At 44.5% G+C, this 26,882-nt stretch carries 25 protein-coding genes; 9 read left to right on the forward strand and 16 right to left on the reverse strand.

Going from position 1 to position 26,882, the window contains the following annotated elements; translation table 11 throughout:
• Positions 1-34 precede the first annotated feature (34 nt).
• Positions 35-1,306 carry a GTPase HflX gene (gene hflX, locus FQV26_RS14805; RefSeq protein ID WP_146558313.1) on the reverse strand — a complete coding sequence of 424 codons (1,272 nt, stop codon included), beginning with the start codon at positions 1,304-1,306 and terminating at the stop codon, positions 35-37.
• A 78-nt stretch (positions 1,307-1,384) separates the two neighbouring features.
• Positions 1,385-2,098: a VOC family protein gene (locus FQV26_RS14810; RefSeq protein WP_146558314.1), complete on the reverse strand. Its 714-nt coding sequence runs from the start codon at positions 2,096-2,098 to the stop codon at positions 1,385-1,387.
• Positions 2,099-2,301: 203 nt separating this feature from the next.
• Here FQV26_RS14810 and FQV26_RS14815 point away from each other — a divergent pair, with 203 nt between their 5' ends.
• Positions 2,302-3,861 (forward strand): BCCT family transporter, encoded by a 1,560-nt coding sequence (locus FQV26_RS14815; RefSeq protein ID WP_146558315.1) that lies wholly within the window; start codon positions 2,302-2,304, stop codon positions 3,859-3,861.
• A 67-nt stretch (positions 3,862-3,928) separates the two neighbouring features.
• Here the strand turns inward: FQV26_RS14815 and putP are convergent, their stop codons facing one another.
• Positions 3,929-5,449: a sodium/proline symporter PutP gene (gene putP, locus FQV26_RS14820; RefSeq protein WP_146558316.1), complete on the reverse strand. Its 1,521-nt coding sequence runs from the start codon at positions 5,447-5,449 to the stop codon at positions 3,929-3,931.
• A gap of 111 nt (positions 5,450-5,560) precedes the next feature.
• Here putP and FQV26_RS14825 point away from each other — a divergent pair, with 111 nt between their 5' ends.
• Positions 5,561-5,923, forward strand: a complete 363-nt coding sequence (locus FQV26_RS14825) for a DUF2188 domain-containing protein (protein ID WP_146558317.1) — start codon at positions 5,561-5,563, stop codon at positions 5,921-5,923.
• Positions 5,924-5,965: 42 nt separating this feature from the next.
• On the opposite strand, the gene FQV26_RS14830 is transcribed toward FQV26_RS14825, so the two are convergent.
• The 3 genes from FQV26_RS14830 to desA form a co-directional block, all read right to left on the reverse strand.
• Positions 5,966-6,565, reverse strand: coding sequence for a response regulator transcription factor (locus FQV26_RS14830; RefSeq protein WP_146558318.1), 600 nt, complete (start codon positions 6,563-6,565; stop codon positions 5,966-5,968).
• Positions 6,562-7,698: a sensor histidine kinase gene (locus tag FQV26_RS14835; RefSeq protein WP_146558319.1), complete on the reverse strand. Its 1,137-nt coding sequence runs from the start codon at positions 7,696-7,698 to the stop codon at positions 6,562-6,564. The genes FQV26_RS14830 and FQV26_RS14835 overlap by 4 nt, the downstream gene beginning before the upstream one ends.
• 93 nt (positions 7,699-7,791) lie before the next feature.
• Complete coding sequence (gene desA, locus FQV26_RS14840) at positions 7,792-8,811, reverse strand: Delta(5) desaturase DesA (protein WP_146558320.1); 1,020 nt, start codon at positions 8,809-8,811, stop codon at positions 7,792-7,794.
• A 208-nt stretch (positions 8,812-9,019) separates the two neighbouring features.
• On the opposite strand from desA, the gene FQV26_RS14845 reads away from it, so the two are divergent.
• The gene (locus tag FQV26_RS14845) at positions 9,020-9,250 is read left to right on the forward strand and encodes a hypothetical protein (RefSeq protein ID WP_146558321.1); all 231 of its coding nucleotides are present in this window, start codon (positions 9,020-9,022) and stop codon (positions 9,248-9,250) included.
• 245 nt (positions 9,251-9,495) lie between these two features.
• On the opposite strand, the gene cydC is transcribed toward FQV26_RS14845, so the two are convergent.
• The 5 genes from cydC to FQV26_RS14865 all read right to left on the reverse strand — a co-directional run bounded on the left by cydC (position 9,496) and on the right by FQV26_RS14865 (position 15,981).
• The gene (gene cydC / locus FQV26_RS14850) at positions 9,496-11,202 is read right to left on the reverse strand and encodes a thiol reductant ABC exporter subunit CydC (RefSeq protein WP_146558322.1); all 1,707 of its coding nucleotides are present in this window, start codon (positions 11,200-11,202) and stop codon (positions 9,496-9,498) included.
• On the reverse strand, positions 11,199-12,923 hold the full coding sequence (gene cydD / locus FQV26_RS14855; protein WP_146558323.1) for a thiol reductant ABC exporter subunit CydD: 1,725 nt from the start codon (positions 12,921-12,923) through the stop codon (positions 11,199-11,201). The genes cydC and cydD overlap by 4 nt, the downstream gene beginning before the upstream one ends.
• A gap of 179 nt (positions 12,924-13,102) precedes the next feature.
• Positions 13,103-13,273, reverse strand: coding sequence for a hypothetical protein (locus FQV26_RS18850; RefSeq protein ID WP_186759987.1), 171 nt, complete (start codon positions 13,271-13,273; stop codon positions 13,103-13,105).
• A 110-nt stretch (positions 13,274-13,383) separates the two neighbouring features.
• Positions 13,384-14,115: a hypothetical protein gene (locus FQV26_RS14860; protein WP_146558324.1), complete on the reverse strand. Its 732-nt coding sequence runs from the start codon at positions 14,113-14,115 to the stop codon at positions 13,384-13,386.
• Between the two features lie 222 nt (positions 14,116-14,337).
• Positions 14,338-15,981: an AMP-binding protein gene (locus FQV26_RS14865; protein ID WP_146558325.1), complete on the reverse strand. Its 1,644-nt coding sequence runs from the start codon at positions 15,979-15,981 to the stop codon at positions 14,338-14,340.
• A gap of 161 nt (positions 15,982-16,142) precedes the next feature.
• Here FQV26_RS14865 and FQV26_RS14870 point away from each other — a divergent pair, with 161 nt between their 5' ends.
• Together FQV26_RS14870 and FQV26_RS14875 are read left to right on the forward strand one after the other, a co-directional pair.
• A complete protein-coding gene (locus FQV26_RS14870; RefSeq protein WP_146558326.1) occupies positions 16,143-17,300 on the forward strand; it encodes a class I SAM-dependent methyltransferase in 1,158 nt (385 codons plus the stop codon).
• Positions 17,297-17,551 (forward strand): hypothetical protein, encoded by a 255-nt coding sequence (locus FQV26_RS14875; protein WP_146558327.1) that lies wholly within the window; start codon positions 17,297-17,299, stop codon positions 17,549-17,551. The genes FQV26_RS14870 and FQV26_RS14875 overlap by 4 nt, the downstream gene beginning before the upstream one ends.
• Before the next feature lie 51 nt (positions 17,552-17,602).
• On the opposite strand, the gene FQV26_RS14880 is transcribed toward FQV26_RS14875, so the two are convergent.
• Positions 17,603-18,022 (reverse strand): hypothetical protein, encoded by a 420-nt coding sequence (locus FQV26_RS14880; RefSeq protein WP_146558328.1) that lies wholly within the window; start codon positions 18,020-18,022, stop codon positions 17,603-17,605.
• 154 nt (positions 18,023-18,176) lie between these two features.
• On the opposite strand from FQV26_RS14880, the gene FQV26_RS14885 reads away from it, so the two are divergent.
• Both FQV26_RS14885 and FQV26_RS14890 read left to right on the forward strand, forming a co-directional pair.
• A complete protein-coding gene (locus FQV26_RS14885) occupies positions 18,177-19,100 on the forward strand; it encodes an ABC transporter ATP-binding protein (protein ID WP_146558329.1) in 924 nt (307 codons plus the stop codon).
• Positions 19,078-20,022, forward strand: a complete 945-nt coding sequence (locus FQV26_RS14890) for an ABC transporter permease subunit (protein WP_146558330.1) — start codon at positions 19,078-19,080, stop codon at positions 20,020-20,022. Before FQV26_RS14885 ends, FQV26_RS14890 begins: the two co-directional genes overlap by 23 nt.
• Positions 20,023-20,922: 900 nt before the next feature.
• On the opposite strand, the gene FQV26_RS14895 is transcribed toward FQV26_RS14890, so the two are convergent.
• The 3 genes from FQV26_RS14895 to FQV26_RS14905 are packed head-to-tail and all read right to left on the reverse strand — an operon-like array spanning position 20,923 to position 23,070.
• Positions 20,923-21,645 carry an alpha/beta family hydrolase gene (locus FQV26_RS14895; RefSeq protein ID WP_146558331.1) on the reverse strand — a complete coding sequence of 241 codons (723 nt, stop codon included), beginning with the start codon at positions 21,643-21,645 and terminating at the stop codon, positions 20,923-20,925.
• Positions 21,646-21,675: 30 nt separating this feature from the next.
• Entirely contained in the window at positions 21,676-22,290 is a 615-nt protein-coding gene (locus FQV26_RS14900; RefSeq protein ID WP_146558332.1) for an NAD(P)-dependent oxidoreductase, read from the reverse strand.
• 48 nt (positions 22,291-22,338) lie between these two features.
• The gene (locus tag FQV26_RS14905) at positions 22,339-23,070 is read right to left on the reverse strand and encodes an NADPH-dependent oxidoreductase (protein WP_146558333.1); all 732 of its coding nucleotides are present in this window, start codon (positions 23,068-23,070) and stop codon (positions 22,339-22,341) included.
• Between the two features lie 105 nt (positions 23,071-23,175).
• On the opposite strand from FQV26_RS14905, the gene FQV26_RS14910 reads away from it, so the two are divergent.
• Both FQV26_RS14910 and FQV26_RS14915 read left to right on the forward strand, forming a co-directional pair.
• On the forward strand, positions 23,176-23,730 hold the full coding sequence (locus FQV26_RS14910; RefSeq protein WP_146558334.1) for a M15 family metallopeptidase: 555 nt from the start codon (positions 23,176-23,178) through the stop codon (positions 23,728-23,730).
• 75 nt (positions 23,731-23,805) lie between these two features.
• Positions 23,806-24,381, forward strand: a complete 576-nt coding sequence (locus FQV26_RS14915; RefSeq protein WP_146558854.1) for a hypothetical protein — start codon at positions 23,806-23,808, stop codon at positions 24,379-24,381.
• A 789-nt stretch (positions 24,382-25,170) separates the two neighbouring features.
• Here the strand turns inward: FQV26_RS14915 and FQV26_RS14920 are convergent.
• Positions 25,171-26,850: a sodium:solute symporter family protein gene (locus FQV26_RS14920; RefSeq protein ID WP_146558335.1), complete on the reverse strand. Its 1,680-nt coding sequence runs from the start codon at positions 26,848-26,850 to the stop codon at positions 25,171-25,173.
• Between the last annotated feature and the right edge of the window lie 32 nt (positions 26,851-26,882).

Consider the following 26,882-nt stretch of genomic DNA (forward strand, 5'->3'; position numbering starts at 1 on the left):
ACATCTCAAGTTTTGAGATGTGCCTTTTCCTTTTCTATTTGCCGATGACAAACTCTTGATAGCGCTCGTGATCCGCATGGCTCAATTCCACTTTCAATACAGTGCCTTCCTCTTCGTATTCCGTTTCCAGAATGCTGGCATGTTCATTCAGATAAGCGACAATGTCTCCGCGATCAAAAGGAACGACCATGCGGCAAGTAACATAATCGGCAAAAATGCGTTTTTTAACGACTTCCAACAGTTCATCTAAGCCTTGGCCTTCTTTGGCAGCCATCCATAAACCGTCTCCATTCACTACTGGGTAACGGACTCCGGCCAAATCGGATTTATTGAAGACGTATAGCGTTGGCACATTCTCTACTCCAACTGCCCGCAGAGTTTGATTGGTCACTTCCATCATATAGCGGTGCTCTTCATTGGAAACGTCCACGACATGCAGCAACAAATCTGCGTTTCGAGCTTCCTCTAATGTAGACCGGAACGCCTTCACTAAATGATGAGGCAGTTTGCTGACAAACCCAACTGTATCTGTCAGCAAGAAGCTTTTATTGTCTTCCAGGCGAATCTGCCGGACGGATGTTTCCAATGTGGCAAACAGCATGTCCTTTTCAAATACCTGCTTCTCCTCATTCTGTCCGGTTTTAGCCAACAAGCCATTCATCACTGTCGATTTTCCAGCATTCGTATAGCCGACCAAAGACACGACAGGCATGCCTTTTTTGGTACGCTGCTTGCGCTGGGTGACACGCTGATCTTTGATATGCTCAAGCTCTTTATGAAGCTTCGAAATCTGCTCTTCAATTTTCCGGCGGTCGAGTTCAAGCTTTGTTTCTCCGGCTCCACGGTTGGCTACACCACCACTGCTGCTTCCGCCTTGACGGCCAAGCGAAGCGCGAAGGCCAATTAAGCGCGGCAGCATGTACTGAAGCTGCGCCAATTCCACCTGTACCTGAGCTTCACGCGTTTTTGCCCGCCTTGAGAAGATGTCCAGAATCAGCATAGTCCGGTCAATAACTTTGCACTCCAGGTCTTCTTCCAAATTTCGGATTTGCGAAGGCGATAGCTCATCGTTAAAAATCACCAGATTCGCATCTGCCTCTTCGTAGAAGGTTTTAATTTCTTCTACTTTGCCGCTTCCTACATAATGGGAGGGATTGATGCGATCCAGGTTTTGTGTGACCTCCCCGACAACCTCCACATTGCAGGCTTCTGCTAAATTATGCAATTCTTCCATTCCATATGTGAAATGAAGATCTTTTTGAAGCTGGACACCGACAATGACCGCTCTTTCTTGTAATTCATCCATTTATCATGTCCTCCTTTGTCAGGAAAGGAAAATTCCCACTCAATTCATCTATTTTACCACAGTTGTACTGCCGCTAAACTATAGGAGCGGCAGCCGGTACAATCCCTGCTCAAACTCCACTTCCGTTTCCCCACCAGTAAAGTTCACTTCTTCCAGACGTTCCTGCTGCTGATTGGTTTTTCTGAATACAATGCGGCAATTGGACAAATCAAGACTTCCGCCTAGAAGCTTTCGCCATTTATCAGCAGCTTCTTCTACATCCCATACACCAAAAACGCAGGAATCGATTGAAAGCGTTTCGTTCAATGCTTGAATAGCGCCGTTAGCGCGCAACTGTTTATAGCGCTGTTCACCTGTTTCTTCCCATTCGATGAAAAATGGAAAAGGCAGCTGTGCGGATACCTCTTCTTCAATGAATAGCATTTTCCACTTGATTAACTGCCCAGCTTCAGTCCGCCGCTCTGCATTCAGAACTCCTGTGGTTTTAATTCCACGGCCTTCTAAGTCTTCGTTCGTTTTTCTGATATTTTCAGTCCGTAAACAAATCGTCCCAAAACCGATTTGGTCATGCAGCAGCAACCGTGTTAGCGGATGCTCAGCTTGAGACGCAATTTTTTCGTTTTCCACGGACAGCCACTCAATATAACTGTCTTTCAAATAGAACAGGGCATTGTGCGTGCCCCATTTTAGATGTTGCCCTCCAACAGCTGCGTGGAATCCCTTTTTCCGCCACTGGGCTGCCGCTTCCTTGGGGTTTTCGCCTACAAAATGAACTATATGATCTAACTCCATAAAGCACCTCACTTTTTTTGCTATGTTATACCGTTCGCCACTGTCTCCCTAGTTCCCTTTTTGCAAGAGCTGGGAAACCTAAAACAGGGCTTCCCATAATTATTATCAGAAAATTTGATTTTTTTACCAAAACGGGTGGTTTTTCTGCTAGTTATTCGGTAGGGTAAAACTTAAGAAAAACTTATAGAAGGTAGGGAGTCAGGATGGATAGAAAATTATTTATGAATCCCGTATTTATAGTATCCGCCGCCATCATTCTTATACTTGTTGTTTTAGGGGCGGCTACGCCAGTCCAATTCGAGGAAGTAGCAGGAAGCTTATTCAGTTTCACTACCTTGAATTTTGGCTGGTTTTACCTGCTTGCCGTCTTTGTCATTACACTCTTCCTCATCATCATCGCATTGTCCAAATACGGCGGCATCCGGCTTGGCGCCGACACCGACCGTCCGGAATTTCCATTCTTTACATGGATCGGCATGCTATTTTCTGCCGGTTTTGGAGCTGGGCTTGTATTTTGGGGAGTAGCCGAACCAATGAGCCATTTTTTCACTACACCTTTCGGTACTGAAGCACAGACACCGGAAGCCGCAAGGATTGCCATGGGTTACTCGTTTTTCCACTGGGGTATCAGCCAATGGTCAGTCTTTGCCATCGTTGGACTCGTCATTGGATTTCTCCAGTTTCGCAAAGAGAAACCCGGCTTGGTTTCTACAGCGCTTGAACCGGTACTTGGCAAAAAGCCTTTAGTCAAACATTCCATCGATTCCCTTGCAGTTATTGCAACAGTGATGGGAATTGCTACATCTCTAGGCTTGGGTGTACTTCAAATGAACGGGGGACTGAATGCGGTCTTCGGCATCGAAAATGCCTTTCCGATACAATTGGCAATTATTGTTGTCATGTTCATTGCCTATACCATATCTTCTTCTACCGGCTTGAAGAAAGGAATTGCATACTTAAGCAACCTGAATCTGGGTCTGGCATTGCTCCTCATGCTATTCGTCTTTATTGCAGGACCGACTGTCTTCATCATGGAAACCTTCACTTTAGCAATGGGCGACTACGTCACCAACTTTATCTCCTATAGCCTGCGCCTCGAGCCTTATGAAGATGGGGCTTGGGTACAGGGTTGGACAATCTTTTATTGGGCCTGGTCGACTGCCTGGTCTCCATTCGTCGGTGCGTTTGTGGCACGTGTATCCAAAGGACGGACCATTCGGGAATTTGTTTTGGGGGTATTGGTCATTCCTCCTGCCATTGCCTGCGTCTGGATTGCCGTCTTTGGAGGAACAGCACTTTGGTATGACTTAAATCAAGGCACTGGAATTGCCGAAGCAGTCAATAATGACCTGACCTCAGCATTGTTCCAAACTTTTGAAGTGCTTCCTTTGAGCACCATCATGTCAGTTCTGGCAGTCTTGCTGATTTTCACGTTCCTCGTGACTTCTGCCGACTCGGCCACTTACATTCTAGCTTCAATGACCAGCTACGGAAGCTTGAATCCACCTACAGTCTTTAAAGTTGTCTGGGGTGTGCTGATGTCAGCAATTGCGGCAGTTCTGCTCTATGCAGGTGGATTGGGAGCTTTGCAAACTGCTTCACTTATATCAGCTCTGCCGTTCACGGTACTTCTGATATTGATGCTTTGGTCCTTTACTAAGATCATTCGTACAGAGGCACCACCTATACGAAAAGCCGAATTGCTCCGCCTGCAGGAAGAAATCAAAAAACAGAATGCTCTCCAAAAACAAAGAGATAAATAACCCTGTAATCGACAAAAGGCGTACAGCCCTTCAAGTGAAGGAGCTGTACGCCTTTTTGATTTAAGATTTATTTGTCTTCATTGATCAAACGAACTGTTTCGTCGAACTCTTTATCAATTTGCGCATCCGGTTTGTATGTTACCAGGCTAACAAGCCATGTAACAAGAAGACACAGGAAGAAACCAGGAATGATTTCATAAACACTGCCCATGAAATTGGTCATTTCAGTTGCTCCAGGATCTTCTGCTGCTGTTCCGATCAAATCCCAAAAGATGACCGTAACAGCCCCTACAATCATTCCGGCCAAGGCGCCTTTTGAAGTTAGCTTGCGCCAGAATAAAGATAATAGAATGATTGGTCCGAAAGCCGCACCAAATCCTGCCCATGCATAAGCGACTAATCCCAGAATGGTATTGTTTTGCTCCCAAGCAAGGTATGCAGCAATGACCGCGATAAGTGCTACAGCGATACGGCCCAAATTCACATAACCTTTAGGTGAAGATTCTTTTTTAAAAGCGATTTTGTATAGATCTTCAATCAAAGCAGATGAGCTCACCAAAAGCTGAGAAGAAATTGTACTCATAACCGCTGCCAAAACCGCTGCCAAAACAAATCCAGCGATTAATGGATGGAACAGAATCTGACTCAAGTCAAGAAAGACCGATTCAGGATCTACTAATGTTGCTGCAGGATTTTGCTGGAAGTAAGCAATCCCGATAAGTGCAGTTGCTGTTGCTCCAAGAAGACTGAAAATCATCCAGCCCATGCCGATGCGGCGAGCGATACGGACTTCCTTCAATGTTTTAATGGCCATAAAACGGACAATGATGTGCGGCTGGCCAAAATAACCAAGCCCCCACGCTACAGCAGAAATAACTCCAATAGTCGATGCACCGGAAACCAGGCTCAACATATTCGGATCTACTTCACGGATGCTTGCGGCGGTTTCACCAAATCCGCCTGTAGCGAAAATTCCTATTGCCGGTACAGCGATCAGAGCCGCTACCATCATGATACCTTGCACGAAATCCGTATAGCTGACGGCAAGGAACCCGCCAAATAAGGTATAGGCCACAACTACAATCGAACCTAGAACAAGACCTAAATGATAGTCCATTCCGAACGAACTCTGGAAGAATAAACCAGAAGCCACCATTCCGGATGAAACGTAGAATGTGAAAAAGATTAAGATAATAATACCAGAAACGATTCTTAATAAACGTGATTTGTCTTTCAAGCGATTCTCCAGGAAACTCGGAATCGTAATGGAATCACTAGTAACAAATGAATATATACGCAAGCGCGGTGCTACGAAGAACCAGTTTAAAAAGGCACCAATCGTCAAACCGATCGCGATCCATACTTCAACTAATCCACCGAGGTAAATAGCACCCGGCAAGCCCAGTAAGAGCCACCCTGACATATCCGATGCCCCGGCACTAAGAGCTGCAACTGCTGGTCCAAGCCCCCTTCCACCAAGCATGTAGTCGGATAAATCTGCTGTCTTTCGATATGCATACCAGCCAATAAACAGCATGGCAGCAAGATAAATAGTTAAAGCAATGATTTGATATGTAGTATCTGTCATTCTATCCCCTCCTTGTATAACAGTGTACCATTCTTGCTATTTATTAAAAGTCCCTTTTTCGGTTTTGCAATTGAACGAAGTGGGGAAAAGAGTGTCAAGGAGGAGATTATTATGCCATGGAGCAAAAATGATTATCCGGATTCGTTCAAGAATCTCGACAGTAATGTACGCAATAAAGCCATCGAAATTGCCAATGCATTGCTTCGCGACGGTTACGAAGAAGGCCGTGCCATTCCTATTGCACTAGACCGCGCCAAAGAAAGTGAAAGCAGGAATGAAGAACGGCCGGTCTACGAGATCAGAAAACATGATGAAGGCTGGCAATTAAAGAAAAAAGACAGCAAGAAAGCCATCTTGATCGAGGAAACCAAAGAGAGCCTGATGGGAGAAGCCAAGCGCTACGTCAACAAAAATAATGGGGAACTCCACATTTACACCGAAGATGGTTCATTGTCGGACACGCTTTACGAGTGACTTTAAAACTGTAAAAGGCTGCTGTCATTTGACAGCAGCCTTTTACTTGAACCAGCCTTTTTCTTTAAAACGGGAAATGGCTTCGATTCGGTTACCGACTTCCAGTTTTTCTAAAATCGTCGAAATGTAATTCCGAACGGTACCGGTGGTAATGAACAGTTCTTTAGCAATCTCTTTTGTACTCCGCCCTTCTGCGATCAGTTCCATTACCTGGCTCTCTCTTTCAGTTAAGGGATTTTCATCGGCATAGGCCAAATCCACCAATTCCGGGGCGTAAATCCGGCGTCCGTCCATTATGGTCCGAATGGAAGTAGCAAGATCTTCGCTTGGGCTGTCCTTCAGCAAATATCCACTGACTCCCGCTTTTCTAGCACGTTCAAAATAGCCCGAACGTGCAAATGTAGTGAGGATAATAATTTTGCATGGCTGATTTTTGAGGATTTCTGCCGCATCCAATCCGCTTTTTAACGGCATTTCAATATCCATAATACAAATATCAGGCTGCAGTTTTTCGACAAGCTCAATCGCCTCTTCTCCATTCGCCGCTTTGCCGACCACTTCCAGGTCCTCTTCCAAATCCAACAGCGAGCCCAAAGCCCCTAACATCATCCGCTGATCTTCAGCCAATACGATCCGAATCATTTCATCGCCTCCTTTGAACTATAAAGAATCACGTTTGGCACTCGGATATTCAATGTAGTCCCATCCATTATCTTAATATCCACCGAACCATTCACAAACTCAAGACGCTCTCGCATACCGGCCAGCCCATTTCCCTGTAAAGACGTGTTTCCTTCCGGGAATCCGTTGCCATCATCCTGTACTTGCACCAGAATCTCTTCAGGATTTTGTTTGATCAAGATGCTGCAACGTGTCGCATCACTGTGCTTGACGACATTTGTCACTGCCTCTTTCAGGCACATGCTGAGAACATTCTCCACCAGAAGCGGCGTATTCGTTACTTGCGGTGATCCATAGAACACAAAATCGATCTCAGCGGCTTTTAAAATCTGCTGGATTCGCAGCAGCTCTTCATCTAATTTGGTGCCGCGCATATTGGAAACCAGTTCACGCACTTCCTTTAAAGCTGTTCGTGCTGTCTGTCGAACATCATTTATTTCATTTAAGGCAGATTCAGGGTTCCGGTAAATCAATTTTCCAGCTAAATCGCTTTTCAAGCCAATTAATGATAACTTTTGGCCCAAGGTATCATGAAGATCACGCGCAATCCGTTCACGTTCTTCGATGATGATAAGTTGTGAAATGCGTTTGTTGGCGTCTTCAAGCTGGCCCTCCAACTTTTCTCGCTTGTTGCGGTTGTAGGTATTGAAAGGCAAAAGAATGACACCCAATATACTGAGCACAATAAACGGCAATTGGGATATATATAATTCACTGTGATCAAAAAATCCGAATACTACGGCCGCAATGGTCGTTCCGATATGGAGGCCATAGATAATGAAAAAACCAACTTTATTGCGAAGGTTTCCAATGAAAAAAGCTACAAAAATAGAGAGATAGACATAGCCGAACAACAGGATCATTCCAATGTTGACGGCCATTTCGAAACTCACCCATACATAGACGAAGCCGGTTTTAGAATTGAAAGAAAGCCGGTACGCAATGAAAAAAAGCAACAGCAGCAGAATGCCGAAAATAATTTCAGGGAGCGAAGATGAGCGAAAGATAAAGAAGAAAGGCAAAATACAAAAAATAACCCAAGCGTACAGGCTTAACCATGGGTTTTTAGGGAATATCTGATACCAACTTTGCATAAGGGCTTCCTCTTCCTTTCTATATGATTCAATCATAGCAAAAAATGAGCAAAAGAAAAAACCATTCCGTTAAGAATGGTTTTTCTGTTTGTTTTATTGTTCAGCCGTTTTCGAATTAGCGAGTAAATGTTTGATATCACCAAATGTAACGAATGTTTTATTCGGCGCATCATACAATTTGTAACGCAATGATTTAAGGCTGGATTTGATATTGATCGTTGTCGCTTGTTGAAGCGGCGGGGTAGAGACATGCACTTTTTCCAGGTTGTAGTTTGGAACACGTGGGCTCAAGTGATGCACATGGTGGAAACCGATGTTGCCAGTTACCCATTGCAATACTTTTGGAAGCTGGTAATACGAGCTTCCTTCTACAGCCGCTTTTACATAGTCCCATTCATTTTCGTCTTCAAAATACGAATCTTCGAATGTATGCTGCACGTAGAATAACCAAATGCCGAATGCTCCGGCTACAAACATCGTTGTTCCTTGAACGATCAAGAATGCCTGCCAGCCGATTGCCCAGATTAAGAGCGAGTAGATCACTACAAGTGAAATATTGATCAAATACGTGTTATTGCGTTCTTTTTTGCGTGCATCTTTACGATTGAAACGGCTTGAAATCAAGACAAGGAATAAAGGTCCGAACCCGAACATAACCAGTGGATTGCGGTACATGCGGTATTTGAAACGTTCCCATTTTGATGCTTCTACGTATTCTTCGATTGTCATAACCCAGATATCGCCGACTCCACGCTTATCAAGATTACCACTGGAAGCATGGTGTATCGAGTGTTCTCGCTTCCACTTTTCATAGGCAAAAAGTGTCATGATGCCTGTAATAGTACCGACAACTGCGTTTGCTTTTTTGTTTTTGAAGAATGATCCGTGTGTGCAGTCGTGGAAGATAATGAAAGTGCGGATAACGAATGCGGCCGCTACTACCGATAATGCAATGGTTAACCAAATGGAGACATCAAGTGCCTGATAAGCCAGGAACCATGCCAAAATAAAAGGCGGAATAGTATTCACTAATTGTCTTACACTTGATTTAACATCTGCTTTTTCAAAAGGAGCGATAAATTTACGTAACTGCGCTGTTTTTTCTCTGCTCATGTTTTTGTTTTCCTCCTCTATACGGACATTTTCAGTCCGGATAACTTATTAACCTAATCATAAAGGGAAAAGCGTATAGACATAAGACACAAACGTCTATATTTCTATATGACAGTTGTCATGTATTTCAAAAAATCTACTTCTTTAAAATTACAAGCAATATGTGTATACTGTAATTAATCAGAAAAATCAGAACGGAGTGAAGCGTATGACCGGTCTCGTTGCCGTCATTATGGTCTTTTCAATCCCGCTTGCAGGCATTATCAGCTCTCATCTCCAAACCCAGTCTAAACTCAAGCACAAAATGATTGAATCTGAGCTGGAGCTCGAAAAACTGAAGCACGATAATTTCGTGATCGAAACTCAAAAAATGCGGCTGGAACTGGAACAACTGAAATTGGAAGATGCCAAAAAAGATGAGCACCTGCTATTGAAGTAAACAGACTGAGTCCTGCTATTGAAGTAAACAGACTGAGTCCTGCCACAAAACCCAGAAGACCCGTCGCGCAATTGCGCGACGGGTCTTCTAACGTTTGGTTCTACACGGGCGCTTGCGCATTTCTTATTGTCCAGACTCCAGCGCCCAGCTCTTCGGGTCATAAGCCAACCCGGCTGTGCGGAAAAGAGCGCCGCTTTGCCGGTCTGTCTTATGCCCATCAGAGCTACACGGGCGCTTGCGCATTTCTATGCAAATACGCTGTTTTCTATTTCTTTTAATTGATGGAAATATGATTTTTTGTCCATCAGTTCTTGGTAGGATCCGCTTTCTACGATGCGGCCGTTTTCCATGACGACAATTTGGTCCATTTTTTCCAGACCTACGAGGTCATGACTGATAATGATGAAGGTGTCGTCCTGGCCGAGGCGGAAAAGTTCATCGTAAATGGCTCTGCCAGTTACGCTATCGACTGAAGAGACAGGCTCATCCAGGAACCAGAGTGATTTTCCTTTTAGAATAGCTCGTGCAATTGCCAGACGCTGTTTTTGTCCGCCGGATAAGTTTTGTCCTTTTTCTTCCACTGCCATTGTCAGCGGAAACAGTTCCAGCTGCACTTTGGCTAATGCCAGTTCCATCTGTTCATCAGTTGCCGCAGGATTGGCAATCACTAGATTACTTCGTATCGTCCCATAAAAGAAATGGTTTTCTTGAAGCACGACATTCATTTCCTCCCACAGGGATTCTTGTTCAACTGTTTCAATTGGCTTTCCGCCTATCGTATACTGCCCATGAGAAAGAGGAAAGACATTCAGCAGCAATTGTATAAGTGTCGACTTGCCTGAACCGCTTGGCCCGACAATCGCCGTCTTTGTACCTGGCTTCAAATGAATGGAAACTTTATCAACTGCCGAGCTTTTTTCTCGCGGATAACTGAAAGATGCTTCCGTAAGCCTTAAATCAAGCTGTCCAGTAGGCAGTTTATCCGTTCCTCGCGGAGCGGCTGGTTCCGCTACAATTTCCTCCAACCTTACTGCAGCTTTGCGGCTTTCTTCGAAATAGGCAGGGAAAGCGGCCATCGGTGCTACGTTTTCGAAAGCAGCAATGGAAATCATGACAAGCATAGCCAAATACAAGCCGTTAAGTTCGCCTGCCGCCACAAAATACGCGCCGACAGCCAATACGAAAAATGAAACCAGCAATGCCACCAACGAATTAATGGATTGAGCCAGATTTTCTTCAAGCCCCTCTTTTCGTTGGCCTTCGTTATAGTAATCTGCATCGTTTCTCAACTGCCGTTCTTTTGCAACAAGCTGCTGATGAATTTTCAGATCGCGAAAACCATAAAGGAATTCGGTGGCCTCAATAGCTAAACTTCCTCGGCTGGCTCTTACTTGTCCGCCTGTCCGCCGTTTTCTAATAGAAAACAATGCCGGAACTGCGACAACTGTCAGCAGCATTCCAACGAACATGACAGCAGCAATTCCCATGGAGAAAAAAGAGCTGAAGAAAATAGTGCTTAAAAAAACGATTCCTAGTACAACCGGTGGATAAAAAACACGCAGCAGAAAATTTTGCAGGCTTTCTACATCTCCAACGATACGGGACAATAAATCTCCACTTCGATACCTCCCAAAGATTCCAGGAGCAAGTGGGGACAGACGCTCAAAAAATGACACCCTTAAATGGCTGAGCATGGTAAATGTTGCACGGTGAGAATACAGACGCTCTCCGTACCGGCTCAATGCTGAAGCAAAGCCGAATAACTTCAAACAGGCGGCCATGACGACAAGCGTCGTCATGTGAGAGGTCAATGCAGCTTTAGATATTAAATAACCACTCGACCCCATCAGCGCCACGCTGGCGATTCCTGCTAAAAAACCGAAGAAGATGGCAATTGAGACATCCTTTTTCTCAACAAGTGTTAATTTCAGAATATGTTTTAATTCATTCATTTCGCGCCACCTCCTTGCTGTGCGGCAAGCATGTCTTCATAAGGACTGTAATTTCGCAGCAGTTCCTCATGGCTTCCAGCGGCATTGATTTTGCCGTTATCCAGGAAAAAGATTTGATCAGATCCTTTTATGGTATGCAGGCGATGGGCAACCGTTATTACCGTTGACGTTTTTTTCAGCTCGTCCAACGACTCCTGAAGGATTTGTTCAGTCCGTAAATCGAGGCCTGTGGTCGGCTCATCAAATAAAATCAAGGACGGTTTCTTAAGAAATGCACGGGCTAATGCAATTCGCTGCTTTTCTCCGCCCGATAATCCGCGGCCACCTTCTCCGATTAGGGTGTCAAACCCTTGCTCAAGCGCTGAGACCATTTCAGCGAGGCCTGCCTTTTGAGCTGCCGACAACACTTCTTCGTCGCTGACTTTCCGGTTCGTCCCCATCTCCATATTTTCACGGATCGTACCGGAAAAAAGGTAAGGGCTTTGCGATATATAACTTAATTGGTCGAACCAGGACTTCTCACTGACGTTCTCTCTCGGCACTCCATTTATCACCAACCGGCCCTCCGTTTGAGGTAGAAGTCCGGCCAACAAATGCATAAGCGTCGTTTTACCGGAACCGCTTTTCCCGATAATTGCCACTTGGCTGTAGGGAAAAATTTCCCCATTAAGCGGTGCCAGCGAAAACCCTTCTCCATACTGGAAAGCCAGTCCTTCCAATGAAAGATGAGGCGGCTCAGGTGCAACAGTCTCGCTCCCCCAAGTCAATGGCGAATGATTTTTCTCGAGTTCAGCAGACAATTGAGCAGCTGCCGATACGCTGCCACGCGCTGTATGGAAGGCACTTCCGAAATCTTTCAGGGAGTTAAAGAAATCCGGCACTAAAATTAATATGAAAAACGCTGTAAAAAAGCTAATACTGTCAAATACAACCAGACGCAGTCCGATTTCCAGCGCGATAATCCCAATACTCAACATTGAAATGTATTCCAGCATCAAAGAAGAGAGAAATGCTGATTTTAATACTTCCATTGTCGAGTCACGGAAACTCAAACTACTTTTGCGGATTGTCTGCTGTTGCTTTTCAGCCTGTCCAAATAATTTAAGTGTCGACAACCCTTGCAAGATGTCAAGAAAAGTACCCGAAAACTGACTGAGCTGTTCCATTTTTTCATCCGCTTTTTTCTTCGTTCCTTTTCCGACCATAGCCATAAAAATAGGGATAAATGGCGCGGTAATCAATATAATGATTCCTGATGTCCAGTTTTGAGTGAAGATTACAACCAGCAACAGCACCGGAATGATATAGGTTTGGATCATTTGTGGGATGTATTTACTAAAAAACCCATCAACTTCATCTACTGCATCCAACAGCAAGCTGACCTTTTGACCGGATTGGCCCTTAGCCGCTGATAATAATGGATTTTCAGTAAATGACTTTATTAACGTATTTCGAAATTCACTTTTTACGTCAGCTGCTAAATTAACACCCGCTCTGCCAATCGCATAACCAGCTCCTACACGCAGCAGAATAGCAGCGAATAGACCGCCGAACAATGGCAGCAAGCTCTCGAATGTAGCATTTTGAAGAAAAACGCGATCCGCAATGAATACGAAAAACAAAGCTTGTCCGATTGTAGCAATCCCTTTTACAAGTGATGCTGCTAACAGGAAAGTCATTTTGTTTTTTCGTTGAAATGCTAGCTGTTTTAAATCGTTCATGCTATTCTCTCCTTCGCTTTACCTCCTTCTATTATAAAGCATTCTATAGGGAAACCCTGTGTCAGGTGCCCATGCCAGCTGGATTTAAAGACGGATTTGTTACAGTGTTGTTCACAAATATCCTAGCTTTCCAAGCATGCAAAAACCTGCAGATTTGGGAAACCTGCAGGTTTGAAATGTTAATTTTCAATTGTCTTTTCATAAGAGCCTGTAGAAAAAATGGCCGTCTTTAACCAGGCCATATCTTCTTGTATTTTCAATTTCAAGGATTGGTCAACGCATTTTCGATATTCTTCCATTAACTTAATCAATTCGTATTCGAAAATGGCTAACTCTTCATCTGTAATCACTGCGAACACCCTCTTAGGTAAGCCGTTTATATACCATGCTTTATTACCTATCGTAGTAAGCCTATTATACCAAAACATTTATTTTTTTGCCATAAAAATAATTTTTTATTTTACAAAAGTAACAGTAGGATGGAATAAGAAGTTAGTCCAGTACAAAAGGCCAATAAACTGCTTTCTCTGTCTTCAGGCAGCTCTTCTTTTAAAACGTTTAAAATGACACCTCCCGCTAGGAAAGCAGTCAATACGGAGATAATCCATTCATGGACATCAGCAAAAGCTCCAATCCCCCAACCGATCAAAATTGCGGCAGCTAATAGCCACCTGCCGTATCGATCGTAATCTTCCTGGTGAGTGGCACGCAACGCTTTGTCATTGGTTATAAAATGCACCCCCATAGCAACGAAGAACAATGCCATCCCCCAAGTATCTCCATACTCTTCCCTGACAAGCAGATAAGCAATAACGCCATTGTAAAGAGCGAAGGTAACGATATGAACCCAGAAAATACCCGAAGCCGATGTAGGCTGATTTGTATGTTTATTTTTCCTTTTAGAGGTTTTGACCGAATGCTCCAGTGCATAAAAGATGACCAGACCGACCATAGCGATCAAGTATATATGATTTTCCAAAAACCGGAGGCTGCTATTTTCAAGCTCTCCTTGCAATTCATCCTGGAACACGCTCAATTCCGGCAATAAATGCAAGAAAACATAGGCCACCGATATACCGCCAGCAATGGAAAGAAACCGACTGCGCGGCAGCACTTTTAGAAACTTTAAACGTTTTGAAAAAAGATGAATCAAAATAAATCCGACGGCAAAAACAAAACTCAGCCAAATCATCTGTAAGCTCCTTCCTTTAAATATCATTGCTGTACAGCAAATTTTTAAAGAGTTCTGCCTTCAGGCAGCATATATCCTACATTCAACATAATCTTTCTTTTTATTTATGTCCCCTTAGTTGCAAAAGCGTAAACTAACCAGCTGTTTGACTCCAACGGCTTCTTTGTTAAAAATAAAAAAAGCGTCCCGAAAGACGCTTTAACCTTATCTTATTTGTTTCTTTTAAACTCCTGCTTTTTGGCTATGCTCAACGGATAACTCCCGTAGCTTGAATTTCTGTATTTTTCCTGAAGCCGTCATTGGATATTCTTTAGTGAACTCAATATAACGAGGAATTTTGTGACGGGAAATTTTGCCCTTGCAATAATCTTTCAGTTCCTCGGCGTCAAGTTGTTCTCCTTCTTTTAGAATCACCCACGCCATCAGCTCTTCTCCGTATTTCGGATCTGGCACACCTACTACTTGAACGTCCTGAACAGAAGGATGCTGGTAAAGAAATTCTTCAATTTCACGCGGGTAGATATTTTCCCCTCCGCGAATTACCATGTCTTTAATTCGGCCAGTGATGGCAATATAACCGTCTTCATCTTCAACCGCAATATCACCAGTATGAAGCCAACCTTCTGAATCAATGGCATTTTTAGTTGCTTCTTCGTTTTTATAATAGCCCTTCATGACATGATACCCTCTTGTACAAAGTTCTCCGGGGACTCCTGTCTCAGCCTTTTTTCCTGTCGTTGGATCGATGATTTTCACTTCCACACCCGTATGTGGCTTGCCCACTGTCGAGACTCGTTTTTCAATATCATCGTCAGCACGCGTTTGTGTGATGACCGGTGACGACTCTGTTTGACCATAAGCGATCGTTATTTCCGAAGCTCCCATATCATTAATGACTTTTTTCATCACTTCAATCGGGCAGGGCGATCCTGCCATAATGCCCGTGCGAAGCGTCGAGGTATCGAACGATTCAAATTCGGGATGGTTCAGTTCCGCAATGAACATAGTCGGTACCCCGTGAAGGCCAGTGCATTTTTCATCCTGTACCATTTGCAGTACGCGTTTTGGTTCAAATTGCTCCGCAATGACCATCGTTGTTGAATGAGTCACCGCCGCCATTGTCCCAAGTACACAACCGAAACAATGGAAAAACGGTACCGGGATGCACAACCGGTCTTTTTCCGTCAGATTCATCGTATCGCCAATCAGCTTGCCGTTATTGACGACATTCAGATGCGTCAGCATGACGCCTTTGGGAAATCCGGTAGTGCCGGACGTATACTGAATATTAATGACATCGTCAGGATCCATCGAATGGAAACGTTCCTCTAACTCAGAATCGCTGATCTTTTCCGCAAAAGCCTGGAATTCACTCCATGAATAGATTCCCGGATAACTATTATTGCTCATGACGATCACCCGTTTCAGATGAGGCAGCTTCTTGCTCGTAATTTTTCCCTTATCAGCCGTCGCCAGCTCAGGACAAACCGTATTCAGAATTTCTATATAGCTGGTCCCCTTGAACTCTTCCCCTAATATCAAAGTCGTCGCGTCCGACTGCTCCAATAAATATTCCAGTTCGCTCGATTGGTAGCTGGTGTTGACTGTAACCAGCACGCCACCCATTTTACCGGTGGCGAATTGGCTCAACAGCCACTCACGTTTATTATCCGACCAAATCGCCACGTGCTCCCCTTTTTCAATGCCGATGCCGATAAATGCCTTTGCAAGCCGGTCTGTTTCTTCGTCGAATTCCTTATAGGTTTTTCGAATTCCATGCTCCGGATAGACATAAGCCTCCGTATCCGGATTGCGTGCGGCCTGTTCTTTCACCACTTGGCCGACTGTTTTCTGCAAAATCACCATTTTCCATCCCCCTAATTGAAAACGTTTTCAGTCCCTTATATATTATCACAAAATTCCAAATTAATGGACCCGCTTTTGGGATGGAACTAAACGGACAGCTCGCCCTTTTCATGCACAGCGTGATAAACTAAACCTATTATGTAGAACGGAAGGGATAATCCATGGAATTACAAACAATGCATGACCAACTAACAAACCGTCTTTTGCAGCAACAGCTGGTGTCAGCAACCATCAGCCAGCCAAGGCTTAAATCAAATGACATCAAGCGAATCAAGTTGAAGCCGGTTGAAATAAAGAAGGAATACCTGATTCAATTTGAGTATCAGCACGAACATGTCCTGAAACATGAAAATCTGCCGGTTGAGGAAGCTTCAAGAAAATTGGCTTCGCTATTTACTGATTTCCGCCAAGCCCTGTTTCAATTTACAGAAGAAAAAGTACAGATTCAACTTTCCAAGAAGTTCAAAGTCAGCTGGAAAGCAGAGCAGACTGGCGAACAGAAAATTGAACTTTCGCATAACCGTAAAAAGCAATACTTACTGGAGGATGGGATTCCCTATCCATTTCTTGTGCGCCTGGGCGTTCAAAGCGCTGATGGCAAAGTCAAAAAGCAGAAATATGATAAATTCCGTCAAATTAATCGCTTTATCGAATTCATCGATGATGCGCTTGTTCATTTGCCGCAAGACCGCACAGTCCGCATCCTCGATTTCGGCTCTGGAAAATCGTATCTAACCTTTGCCCTGTATCATTATTTACGCATCGAAAAAGGGTTGGATTTACGCGTTACCGGCCTTGATTTAAAAAAGGAAGTCATCGAGGAATGTCAGCAAATCGCACAAGATCTCCGCTATGAGCAGCTGGAATTCCTTATTGGGGACATCAATGATTACAATGAAGAATCAGCTGTTGATATGGTCGTCACTCTGCACGCCTGCGATGTAGCAACCGATATGGCTTTGTCACGAGCTGTCAAATGGGATGCCAAAGTGATTTTAAGCGTCCCTTGCTGCCAGCATGAATTGAATAGCCAGATTGAAGCGCCAGAACTGGGCATTATGCTTCAGCATGGATTGATCAAAGAACGTTTCAGTGCATTGGCTACAGACTCTATCCGTGCAGAATTGTTGTCGCTCGTCGGTTATGAAACGCAATTGATGGAATTTATCGATATGGAGCACACACCAAAAAATATTTTGATCCGCGCCTATAAAACCGGCCGAAAACCGGCTGCCGGACAATTTGACCGCTACCGACAATTCACCGCTTTGCTTTCTGCCAAACCATTTCTTGAAACTGAATTAAAGGAGTACCTATGAAACGTAAAAACTTAGTGAATGGCATGATTCTAGCCTTTTCCGTTGTTCTGATCCGCTTTATCGATGTTCGCATCTATGACATGAACCTTGTTGTGACACTCCTGATTCTCGTTGCGCTTATTTATGGGGCCATGAGGCTAGTTGAACGCTTTCCGGCCTTGGATCAGCCAGTCAGCAAACGGACATCGTTCACAGTCAACACCATGGTAATCATCTCTATTTTTCTTGCGTTCTTTATCTTCAAACTCTAACAAACCGAAAAAAGCGATAGCCAAAATTTCTGGCTATCGCTTTTTTCTTATTCAAGGGGAATTTTCATTCGGTTTCTGCTGTGCCTGTTCCTCGATTGTTTTGTATATATAAGTTTCCACCGGTTCCAATGTAAATTTTAGGTTACTGGTCTTCAGATTGTTCTCTAAATAATCCAATTGGTGGTCTTCCACTGTGTAAGATTGCAGGTTCAAGATGTCGTTGACGTACAACATCCCCTCATTCGTCGCCATCGGGCTGTCCTCACCCGCTTTTTCACGGGCTTCAACTTGCTTCATACCGAAAATCAGGCCCTCATCTTCCAGCTCCTTCATCGCCGCCCCATAACGTTCTTCTCCAATTTCTTGTGATAAATGCTGATTTAATTTTTTAATGTCATCGAAACTTGCACCTTTGTAGTATTGCGTATAATAAGCCATTAAAACCTGTTCTTTATCGTTCAACTCTTCCATTGCCAACCCCTCCATCATTATGCTGTTATTTCTGTTATTCCCTTTTCCTCAAAGCAATATGCACGCTGATAGAATATCGTCTAAAAAAATGAAACCTTGGCCTTCCTGGTTCGTTACTACTACTGACACGATAACAGAAAGCAGGTGGCATCACATGGCTGAACAGGCGATTGTCCAGATCAAGAATCTGTCAAAAACAATCGGCAATAAAAAAATCATCAAAAACCTGAGCCTGGAGTTGCATAAAGGCGAGATCACTGGATTCCTGGGTCCTAATGGAGCCGGCAAAACTACAACTATCCGAATGATGGTCGGCTTAATGCGTCCCACTGAAGGAGAAGTTTGGATTGATGGCCAATCCGTACAGGCGAACTTTGAAGGAAGCATCCGCAAAGTTGGAGTAATTGTAGAAAATCCTGAAATGTATAAATACATGTCAGGGTATAAAAATCTCCTGCATTTTTCCCGCATGCATAAAGACGTTTCAAAGGGCCGGATCGATGAGGTCGTCAAACAGGTCGGCATGCAGAACCGCATCAACGAAAAAGTCAGTTCGTATTCACTTGGAATGCGTCAGAGGCTGGGCCTTGCGCAAGCGCTTTTGCACGACCCAAAGTTTCTCATTTTGGATGAACCTACCAACGGGCTCGACCCGGCAGGAATTCGCGAATTCCGAATATACCTTCAGAAAATCGCACGGGAAAGTGGGGTCGCCATATTTGTCTCGAGTCATTTATTATCTGAAATCGAACTTTTATGCGACCGAATCGCGATTATTCAAAATGGTGAATTAATCGACATCAAAAATGTCAACGAACTTCAACAGTCCCGTTATTATATTCAAGCAGAGCCTTTGGAACTTGTCGGAGAAGTTTTGACAGGCGCTGGATTTCCAACCGCCCTTCACGACAAAGGCTATTTGATCGATTCTGGAGCGGAACATATTCCCGGAGCCATCAACTTATTGGTCGGAGCAGGCGCGAGAATCTTTACAGTCCAGCCTTACCGCGAAACACTGGAAGCCCAATTCCTTGAAATGACGGGAGGCGGAGAAATTGCTCAAGCTCATACAGAATGAATGGATGAAATTATGGAGCCGGAAAATAACCTGGATCATGGTCATTTTACTGGTATTTGTGGTATTTGCTGGTCTGGGAATTACCAAATGGATGAATTCCACCGCTAATGAAGACGTCACTGAGAGCTGGCAGGATATTGCACAGGCAGAAATCGCCAACAGTACAATTATGCTGGCAGAGCCTGACCTCAGTGAGACGCAAATCGACTACTATGAAGGGCAGATCGCCATCGCAGAGCACCGTCTTGAAAATGATATTCCTGCATTGGAATACGCTAGCATGCAACAGCAAATGCTCGATACCCATATGATGATGTCACTCGTTACACTATTGGCAGTCATTGCAGCAGCGGGAATCGTAGCAGCTGAATTTTCACAAGGCACGATTAAAATGCTGTTGACGCGACCGGTGAAACGCTGGAAAATCCTTACGTCCAAGTACATCACAGTTTTGCTATTTGCTGTTTTACTGAGTGTGGTTTTGCTGATTTCGACGGCAGTGGCCGGTTTGCTCTTTTTTGGAATCGGGGATGGAGCACTTCTCATATGGAATGGATCTGAAGTAGTGGAAGCTTCCTTCTGGCTCGAAGCTCTTAAATTGGCAGCTCTTAAATTTTCAAGCGTCTGGATGATCAGTACGTTTGCCTTTATGCTGGGTACAGTCTTCCGTTCTAGTTCGCTGGCTATCGGTTTATCAATCTTCTTAATGTTTACTGGCATTCAAGCTGTATTTCTTTTACAGAATTATGAAATCGTCAAATACTATTTATTTACCCATACGGATTTGACACAATTCTATACCGGAAATATGCTGATTCCAGGAATCACCATGACCATGTCTGTTCTGGTGCTGATCGTTTACTTCCTTGTGTTCATGGCCATCAGCTATTGGACATTTGGAAGAAGAGACATCACAGCTTAACAAAAAAGCGCAAACGGCCGTTCAACTCCGACAGGCGTAAGACGATCTAGCGAAGCGGCATGTTTTCAGCCGCACAGTCAGAATGGCTTACGACCCGAGAAGTTGGCCGCTGGAGCTGGACAAGAAAGAAAAGCGCAAGCGCCCGTGTAGTCCCGACAAGCGCTGGAGCCTAGCAAATCAGAAAAGCGCAAGCAACCATAAGCTTAATCGCTAAAATCACGTCTTCTACCTATAATAAAACAAAAACTGACCTAGAACCTCTGGGTCAGTTTTTGTTTGAGCTTGTAGACAAAAGAATATATATGTCACTAAACGAATGAAACTTTATTTCATTTTACTTGCACCGGATCCTGCGCTCCAGGCGGACGCGTTCCGCGGTCTCGCGCCGAACTAACTCGGCCTTACGTCCGAGTGGATTTCGGCACTTCGCTTTCCCGCAGGAAGCGAGTCGGGCTGTGCCTGACTCGTTTGCGACGAAGCAGCGCAGCGATGCAGGAGCATATCTCTGCCCTTCGCCGCCTTGCGCTTCGGATCCTCGAGTGAAGGGTTTTTTAACAGTCTTACTCAGGCTTTATTTATCCTGAGCTGACTAGCAGCCTTCTGCCTTTGATTGAAACCATACGATCCCGACCGGGCTGGCCACGAAGACTCCTGTTGGAAGCAGCGCAGCGACGAAAGCTGAAGACCCCACAGGAAAGGCATTGGCCGAAGCTTGCAAGGACAAGCCTTTGCGACGAAGCTAGCGCAGCGATGCAGGAGCATGGGTTTTTCCAGTGACGAGGAGGCTGAAGCTGAGCCCACGGAAAGCGAAGTGGCCAGCCCGGTTGGATTATACATCCTATTCATTTTAATTTGACTTTGTCTACAGTCTGAAACAAAAACTGACCCAGAATCTCTGGGTCAGTTTTTGTTTATCCATTCTGTTAAAGTCTTTATTACTTGATTTTGTTGCTCAATCGCTGTTATTTCAGCTGAATTATCACCTTTTTGTCGCCCATACAAACCAAATTGCGCATGATTGCCACCTTCGATTTCCACAAACTCACTGTTCCCAGAGAACAGCTCCCGGCTGTCTTCAATATCATTAACCGTAGACAAGCCATCCCGTTCACCATAGATAGATAGCATCGGTAAGCGGCTTTCCGAAAAATCACTGGCTGGATAGGCGCCTAAAAAATAAAGACCTGCTAGCTTCGGCGAGGCGTCTTCGGCATAAAAAGAAGCAGCCACCCCGCCTAAAGAATGCCCGCCAAGAAACCATTCCTCAACTTCAGCATGTTCTTCTATTACGGCATCTGCTGTTCGAGAACCCAATATTCCAAAATTCAACGGCAATTGAGGAATGGACACCACAAAGCCTTGTTCACTTAGGGACTGCCCAAGATAAGCATAGGCTTCCTTTTCGACTTTAGCCCCCTGGTACAGGATCACTCCTTTGCCATTTGGTGATTCGGGCTGAAAAATCAATCCTTCCCCGTCACTTTCAATCGAAGACAAATCCACAAAATCAACCAATACCTCACTCGGCCCGTAATCAAATTGAGCATAAATAACAAAGCTGGCGACCGCAATCACCAATAACGCAAAAACGCTCATTGCAATACGGAACAGCCATTTTTTCATTGCGACACCTTCTGTTTGAGCACCTTAGTCTTAGTAAGCTAAGCCTACACGGCACTGAATAAATTTCTCTGACTTCAGCTGTTGATAAGCAAATTCAGCCGTATCTCCGACTGTTATCTCCTTGCCTTCTTCCGGCAACAACTCCCTTTCAGTACGATAATTGCCGCGAGCTTCTCCGTCCGGCAAGTATGTAGGGCAAACAATGGTCCAATGGAGATCTGTTTCATCAAACAGCCGGTAAACTACTTCATGCTCTTCGGCAGCAAAAGTCATCTTGCGCTTGGAATCTCCACCTTCATAGCGAAGCAATCCCGGGCTCAGGCGGCTGTTTAAGATTCCGGCTGTCCCAATTGTGATTACCCGTTTGATATTGTGCTTTTCCATCACTTTCACTATTAAAGGCGCAGCTTCAGACAATGTAGTGGTACGATCTGTGCCAATCGCACTGAAAACAGCCGCAGTTCCGGCGATTGTTTTTTCAATATCTTCCGCATTTCGGACATCCCCAACAATGATTTCCAAATTCGGATGTGCTTCTAGTTTTTCCGAACGTACCAAGGCCTTTACCTGGTGGCCATCAGTCAAAGCCCGCTTGAGGATCTCGCCTCCAACGCGGCCCGTTGCTCCAAATATCGCCAGCTTCATTACTTTTCCCCCTTGTATTCAATCTGTTGAAAAGAAGCTGTTTTTCAATTACTTAAAATGATAGCCTTTTTTCGCCAAAATCCCCTTTAAATCTTCACGACGCGGCTTTCTTAAGAAATCAGCCATCTGCTGTGTCCAAGTCGCTGTTTTCTGGTTTGAGCCACGGCTGGCGTAATAGGCTTCGATCGTGCTGTCATATTCCGGCAAAATGGTTTCGTATTTGGCTTCATTGTATTCATTTTCATGCAGAATAGCTTCAACCGGCAAACGCGGTTTCACACCATTTGCCTCGTTCGGAACACCTACTGTCAAGCCGTAAACCGGAAAGACACCCTCAGGGAGGCCGACCAATTCACTGATCGCTTCCATATTATTGCGGACACCACCAATATAGCAGATGCCGTATCCTTTTGATTCTGCTGCAAGCGCCAGATTTTGTGCCAGCAATCCAACATCCGTTACGGCGACAATCAGGTTTTCTGCGCGATCAAAAACGATTTCCTGTCCCTGCAGTCTGCCGGCATGCTGCAAGCGATTGTAATCAGCACACATCAGAAAGACAGCTCCTGCGCCTTCCATTTGTTTAGCGTTACTGGACAACTCACCTAGCTTGCGGCGTTTTTCGGGATCAGTTACCCAAATAATCGAGTATGCTTGCACAAAATGTGACGTGGCCGCATGCTGTGCTGCCTCGACTAGTTCACTGACTTCCTCCTGTGACAATTGCTTTTCTTTATAATCTCGTACGGAAGCATGTGCTTTCATTAATTCGATAACCATATATGGCAACCCCTCTCTATTTGTTTATCTTATCGTACCAAATTCTCTGCTGCGATACTCTTTTCGTGATTTTTGCTACAATAGAATCTATAGAGGTGAAGAACATTGAAAAATACGAAGACCGCTTTTTCCATCCTTTTTTTACTGGTTCTTGGCGGTTTTTTATTCATATGGATTGAAAAAGAAATGGCATTCCGCGAAGAATTGGAGAAACGGACTTTGCCTTCGAGTCTCCATCCTATCGTGGAAGAAAAACGGGATCAGCTGGTCGCAGAAGCTGCTGAAATCGGTATTGATGTCGTAATTACAGATGGCTATCGCTCGCCTGAAGAACAGGATATTCTCCATAGCCAAGGCCGCAGCATGTCCGGGAATGTAGTAACTTATGCAGAAGGCGGCGAATCCTACCATAATTATGGATTGGCTATCGATTATGCCCTGCGTCTTGATGATGGTTCAGTGGTATGGGATATTACACGGGACGATAATGGCAACGGTGAAAGTGATTGGTTCGAAGTCGCAGATATTGGGAAAAAGCTGGGCTTTGACTGGGGAGGCGACTGGCAGCGCTTTAAAGATTATCCTCACCTCGAAATGACTTTCGGTTTGTCGATCCGGGAACTTCAGCAAGGATGGCGTCCTGAAGACAAGATGGAATAGCAGCCCGCATGTCATATCCCTTTGTAACAGATACCCTTACTGCTTCGTCTACTTTACAAAGGAGGCAGAAGAGTGATGAAAACGATTGCGGCCATTTGCACCCTCATTCCGTCTTTATTGCTGATAGCCTGTGGTACTGATGAAACAAAAGAAGAACCTTCGGATGATCTATCTGGTTTTACAGTGACTGCTTCACAAGCTGAATCGGTAAAAGAACATTTTGTCTATCGCTTAGCTTCAGAAAAAGAACAATATACCGAGGGAGAGGAAATAGAAATATATGCCGAACTTGAATATACCGGTGAAGAGAAAAGCATGGAAATCTCACATGCGGCCTCGCCTTTCTATTTCCCCATCCATGAAGAAACGAGAGATTATTCGGTTGAGTATGTCATGAACGAACCGCTGCTGACCACTCGCTTGGTCCCAGGGGAACCGCTGCGGGAAAGCTATTCCGGAAATGGTGGGTATAGTGGAGAAGATGATGATGCCTATATTGAATTTGTCCAAAGCGTTATGAACAATGAGTTTCCTCCTGGATACTACACGCTCTCCGGATACGCAGATTTCACAGCTATAAACACCGATAATTCAAGCAAACATTACACCATCCCTTCACAAATCGATTTCAAAGTGGTGCCCAAAAATTAAAACAGCCCGGTTCAATTGAACCGGGCTGTCTTTTGCCGACGTGGTCTCGTCATCTCTTATTATAATCATGGAGGTAAGACAACGGTGTCAGGCAATAAAGCTCCTCTGGACACCTCCGAGAAATTTTATACAATTCCCAAAACAATTCTTCAGATATTTCATAACGGAAAATCGAGTCAGGCATTTTCTTTATCTTTGGAGCAGCCTGCTCACTTTTCACTTCTTCTATATCCACCCAAACCGTTTTGTATTCACTTGCAGCTCTTTCCACACTTAAACGTGCAAATAGCGTTATGTACTTTTCTCCGGCTTCTATATGGGTACCTTTCGACCTTGAAAAATAGAAATGGATATCTTCTTGGCAAGTCGGTGGAAGTTGCGACAAAATTCCCCTCACCCTTTCTTTATTAAATATAATAATCAAATAAAACAAATAAAAAAGCCGAAAAGACCTCTCCAATTGAGAGTAGCTTTTCGGCTTTGCTGGCAGCTCTATTCTCTGCAGCACTTGACCAAATTATTCAATTGCGTATTTGAGTAAAGCAAGAGACAGTCATATAGAATTCATAAGGTGGAAACGCTATTATTTCCCTGTTGCTTCTACCTTACTGGAATTTTAAGAGTTAGTAAAGAGGCTTATTTGAATAGTCTTTCCACTGAAAGTCAGTTGCTTCTAAGACCTTTGCGAATTTAGCTCCTCTCAAAATTCCAGCGCAAAAGAAACAGGAAGAGGAAATCGGCGATTTCCTCTTCCTGGTTTTTATTAGAGAACCGGACAGAACTATCCGATCATTTATTCACTTTGGTCTCATCAAGACTTTCTTTCATCCAAACTTCTCCGTCTCTATAAACCATTTCTTCTGGATAACGAAGATCCATAACCTCTTCCTGTGTTTCTTTTGAAGGTGCTTTAGTAGCCAATGAGACGACAATGATGGTAATGATTGCCGCTGCAGCACCAAACACTCCCGCACCTGTATCGATGATGCCAAACAATGTAAAGCCGCCATATTGGGCAGAGAAAATATAAATGAGCGTTACCGTCAAACCGACCAGCATCCCAGCAATTACACCTGGACCATTTGCGCGTCTCCACCAGACACCTAGAATTAGAGCAGGGAAAAACGTTCCGGAAGCCAAAGCGAACGCCCATGCAACAATCTGTGTGATAGCACCCGGGGGGTCCAAGGCGACAATACCGGCAGCGACAGTCGCAATAATGATTGACCAACGGCCAACTAATAGGCGTTGTCTTTCAGTCGCTTGCGGATTGATCGAACGGTAATAAATATCCTGTGACAGAGCCGCGGAAATAGCAATCATTAAGCCGCCGGCTGTAGAGAGGGCAGCTGCCATAGCTCCTGCCGCCATTAAACCGACAACGAAAACTCCCAGGTTCGCAATTTCGGGAGTCGCCATGACGACAATATCGCGACTGATGACCAGTTCCGACCATTGTAGAATTCCATCTCCGTTTTGATCAGCTACGGAAAGCTGGCCCGTATTGACCCAAGATGTGGTCCATGCTGGAAGATCCGCAATTGAGGAACCAGCGACTTGCGTCATCAAAATAAAACGGGAAAACGCAGCATAAGCGGGTGCAGAAAGATAAAGCAAGCCGATGAACAACAATGCCCATGCTCCACTCCAACGTGCTGCTTTCATAGTCGGAACTGTGTAGAAGCGGACAATAACGTGCGGAAGTCCCGCTGTTCCGGCCATCAAAGTAAACATTAAAGCTAAGAACTGCCAACGTGTCGCTTCTGTGAAAGGAACGACGTATTCTGAAATTCCCAGTTGAACATCCAGTACTTGAAGTTCACTGACAATCTGTCCGTAGGAAAGCCATGGTAAGGGGTTATTCGTAAGCTGCAGGGACATAAAGATAACCGGTATCAGATAAGCGATTATCAGCACGAGATATTGTGCAACTTGTGTCCAGGTAATTCCTTTCATCCCCCCTAACGCTGAATAAAAGGCGATTAAAGCCACACCAATCATGGTACCGATTGCAGTATCCACTTCCAGTAAACGACCGATTACTACCCCGGATCCTGAAAGTTGACCGATGGAATAAGTAAAACTGATAATGATTGTAGCGACAGCCGCAATCAAACGGGCTGTGCTGCTTCTGTAGCGATCCCCAATAAATTCCGGCACTGTGTAACGTCCGGATTTTCTCAATTGCGGGGCAAGCAGGAAAGTCAGCAGTAAATATCCGCCAGTCCAACCCATGATATAGGCAAGGCCATCGTAGCCAAGAAGCATGACTGTCCCAGCCATCCCGATAAAGGAAGCTGCGCTCATCCAGTCAGCACCGATCGCCATTCCATTAAAGACAGCCGGTACGTTGCGTCCGGCTACATAAAAGTCCGATGTTTTTCTAGCTAAGTTATAAAAAGCGATTCCGATATATAACCCGAAGGTCGCTAAAATAAGTCCTAGCGATACAAGAAATTGTGTATCCACTGATTTTCCCCCTTTTCAAGTCACAAGAAATT

Source organism: Planococcus sp. CPCC 101016 (genome assembly GCF_007859295.1).
GTDB lineage: Bacteria > Bacillota > Bacilli > Bacillales_A > Planococcaceae > Planococcus.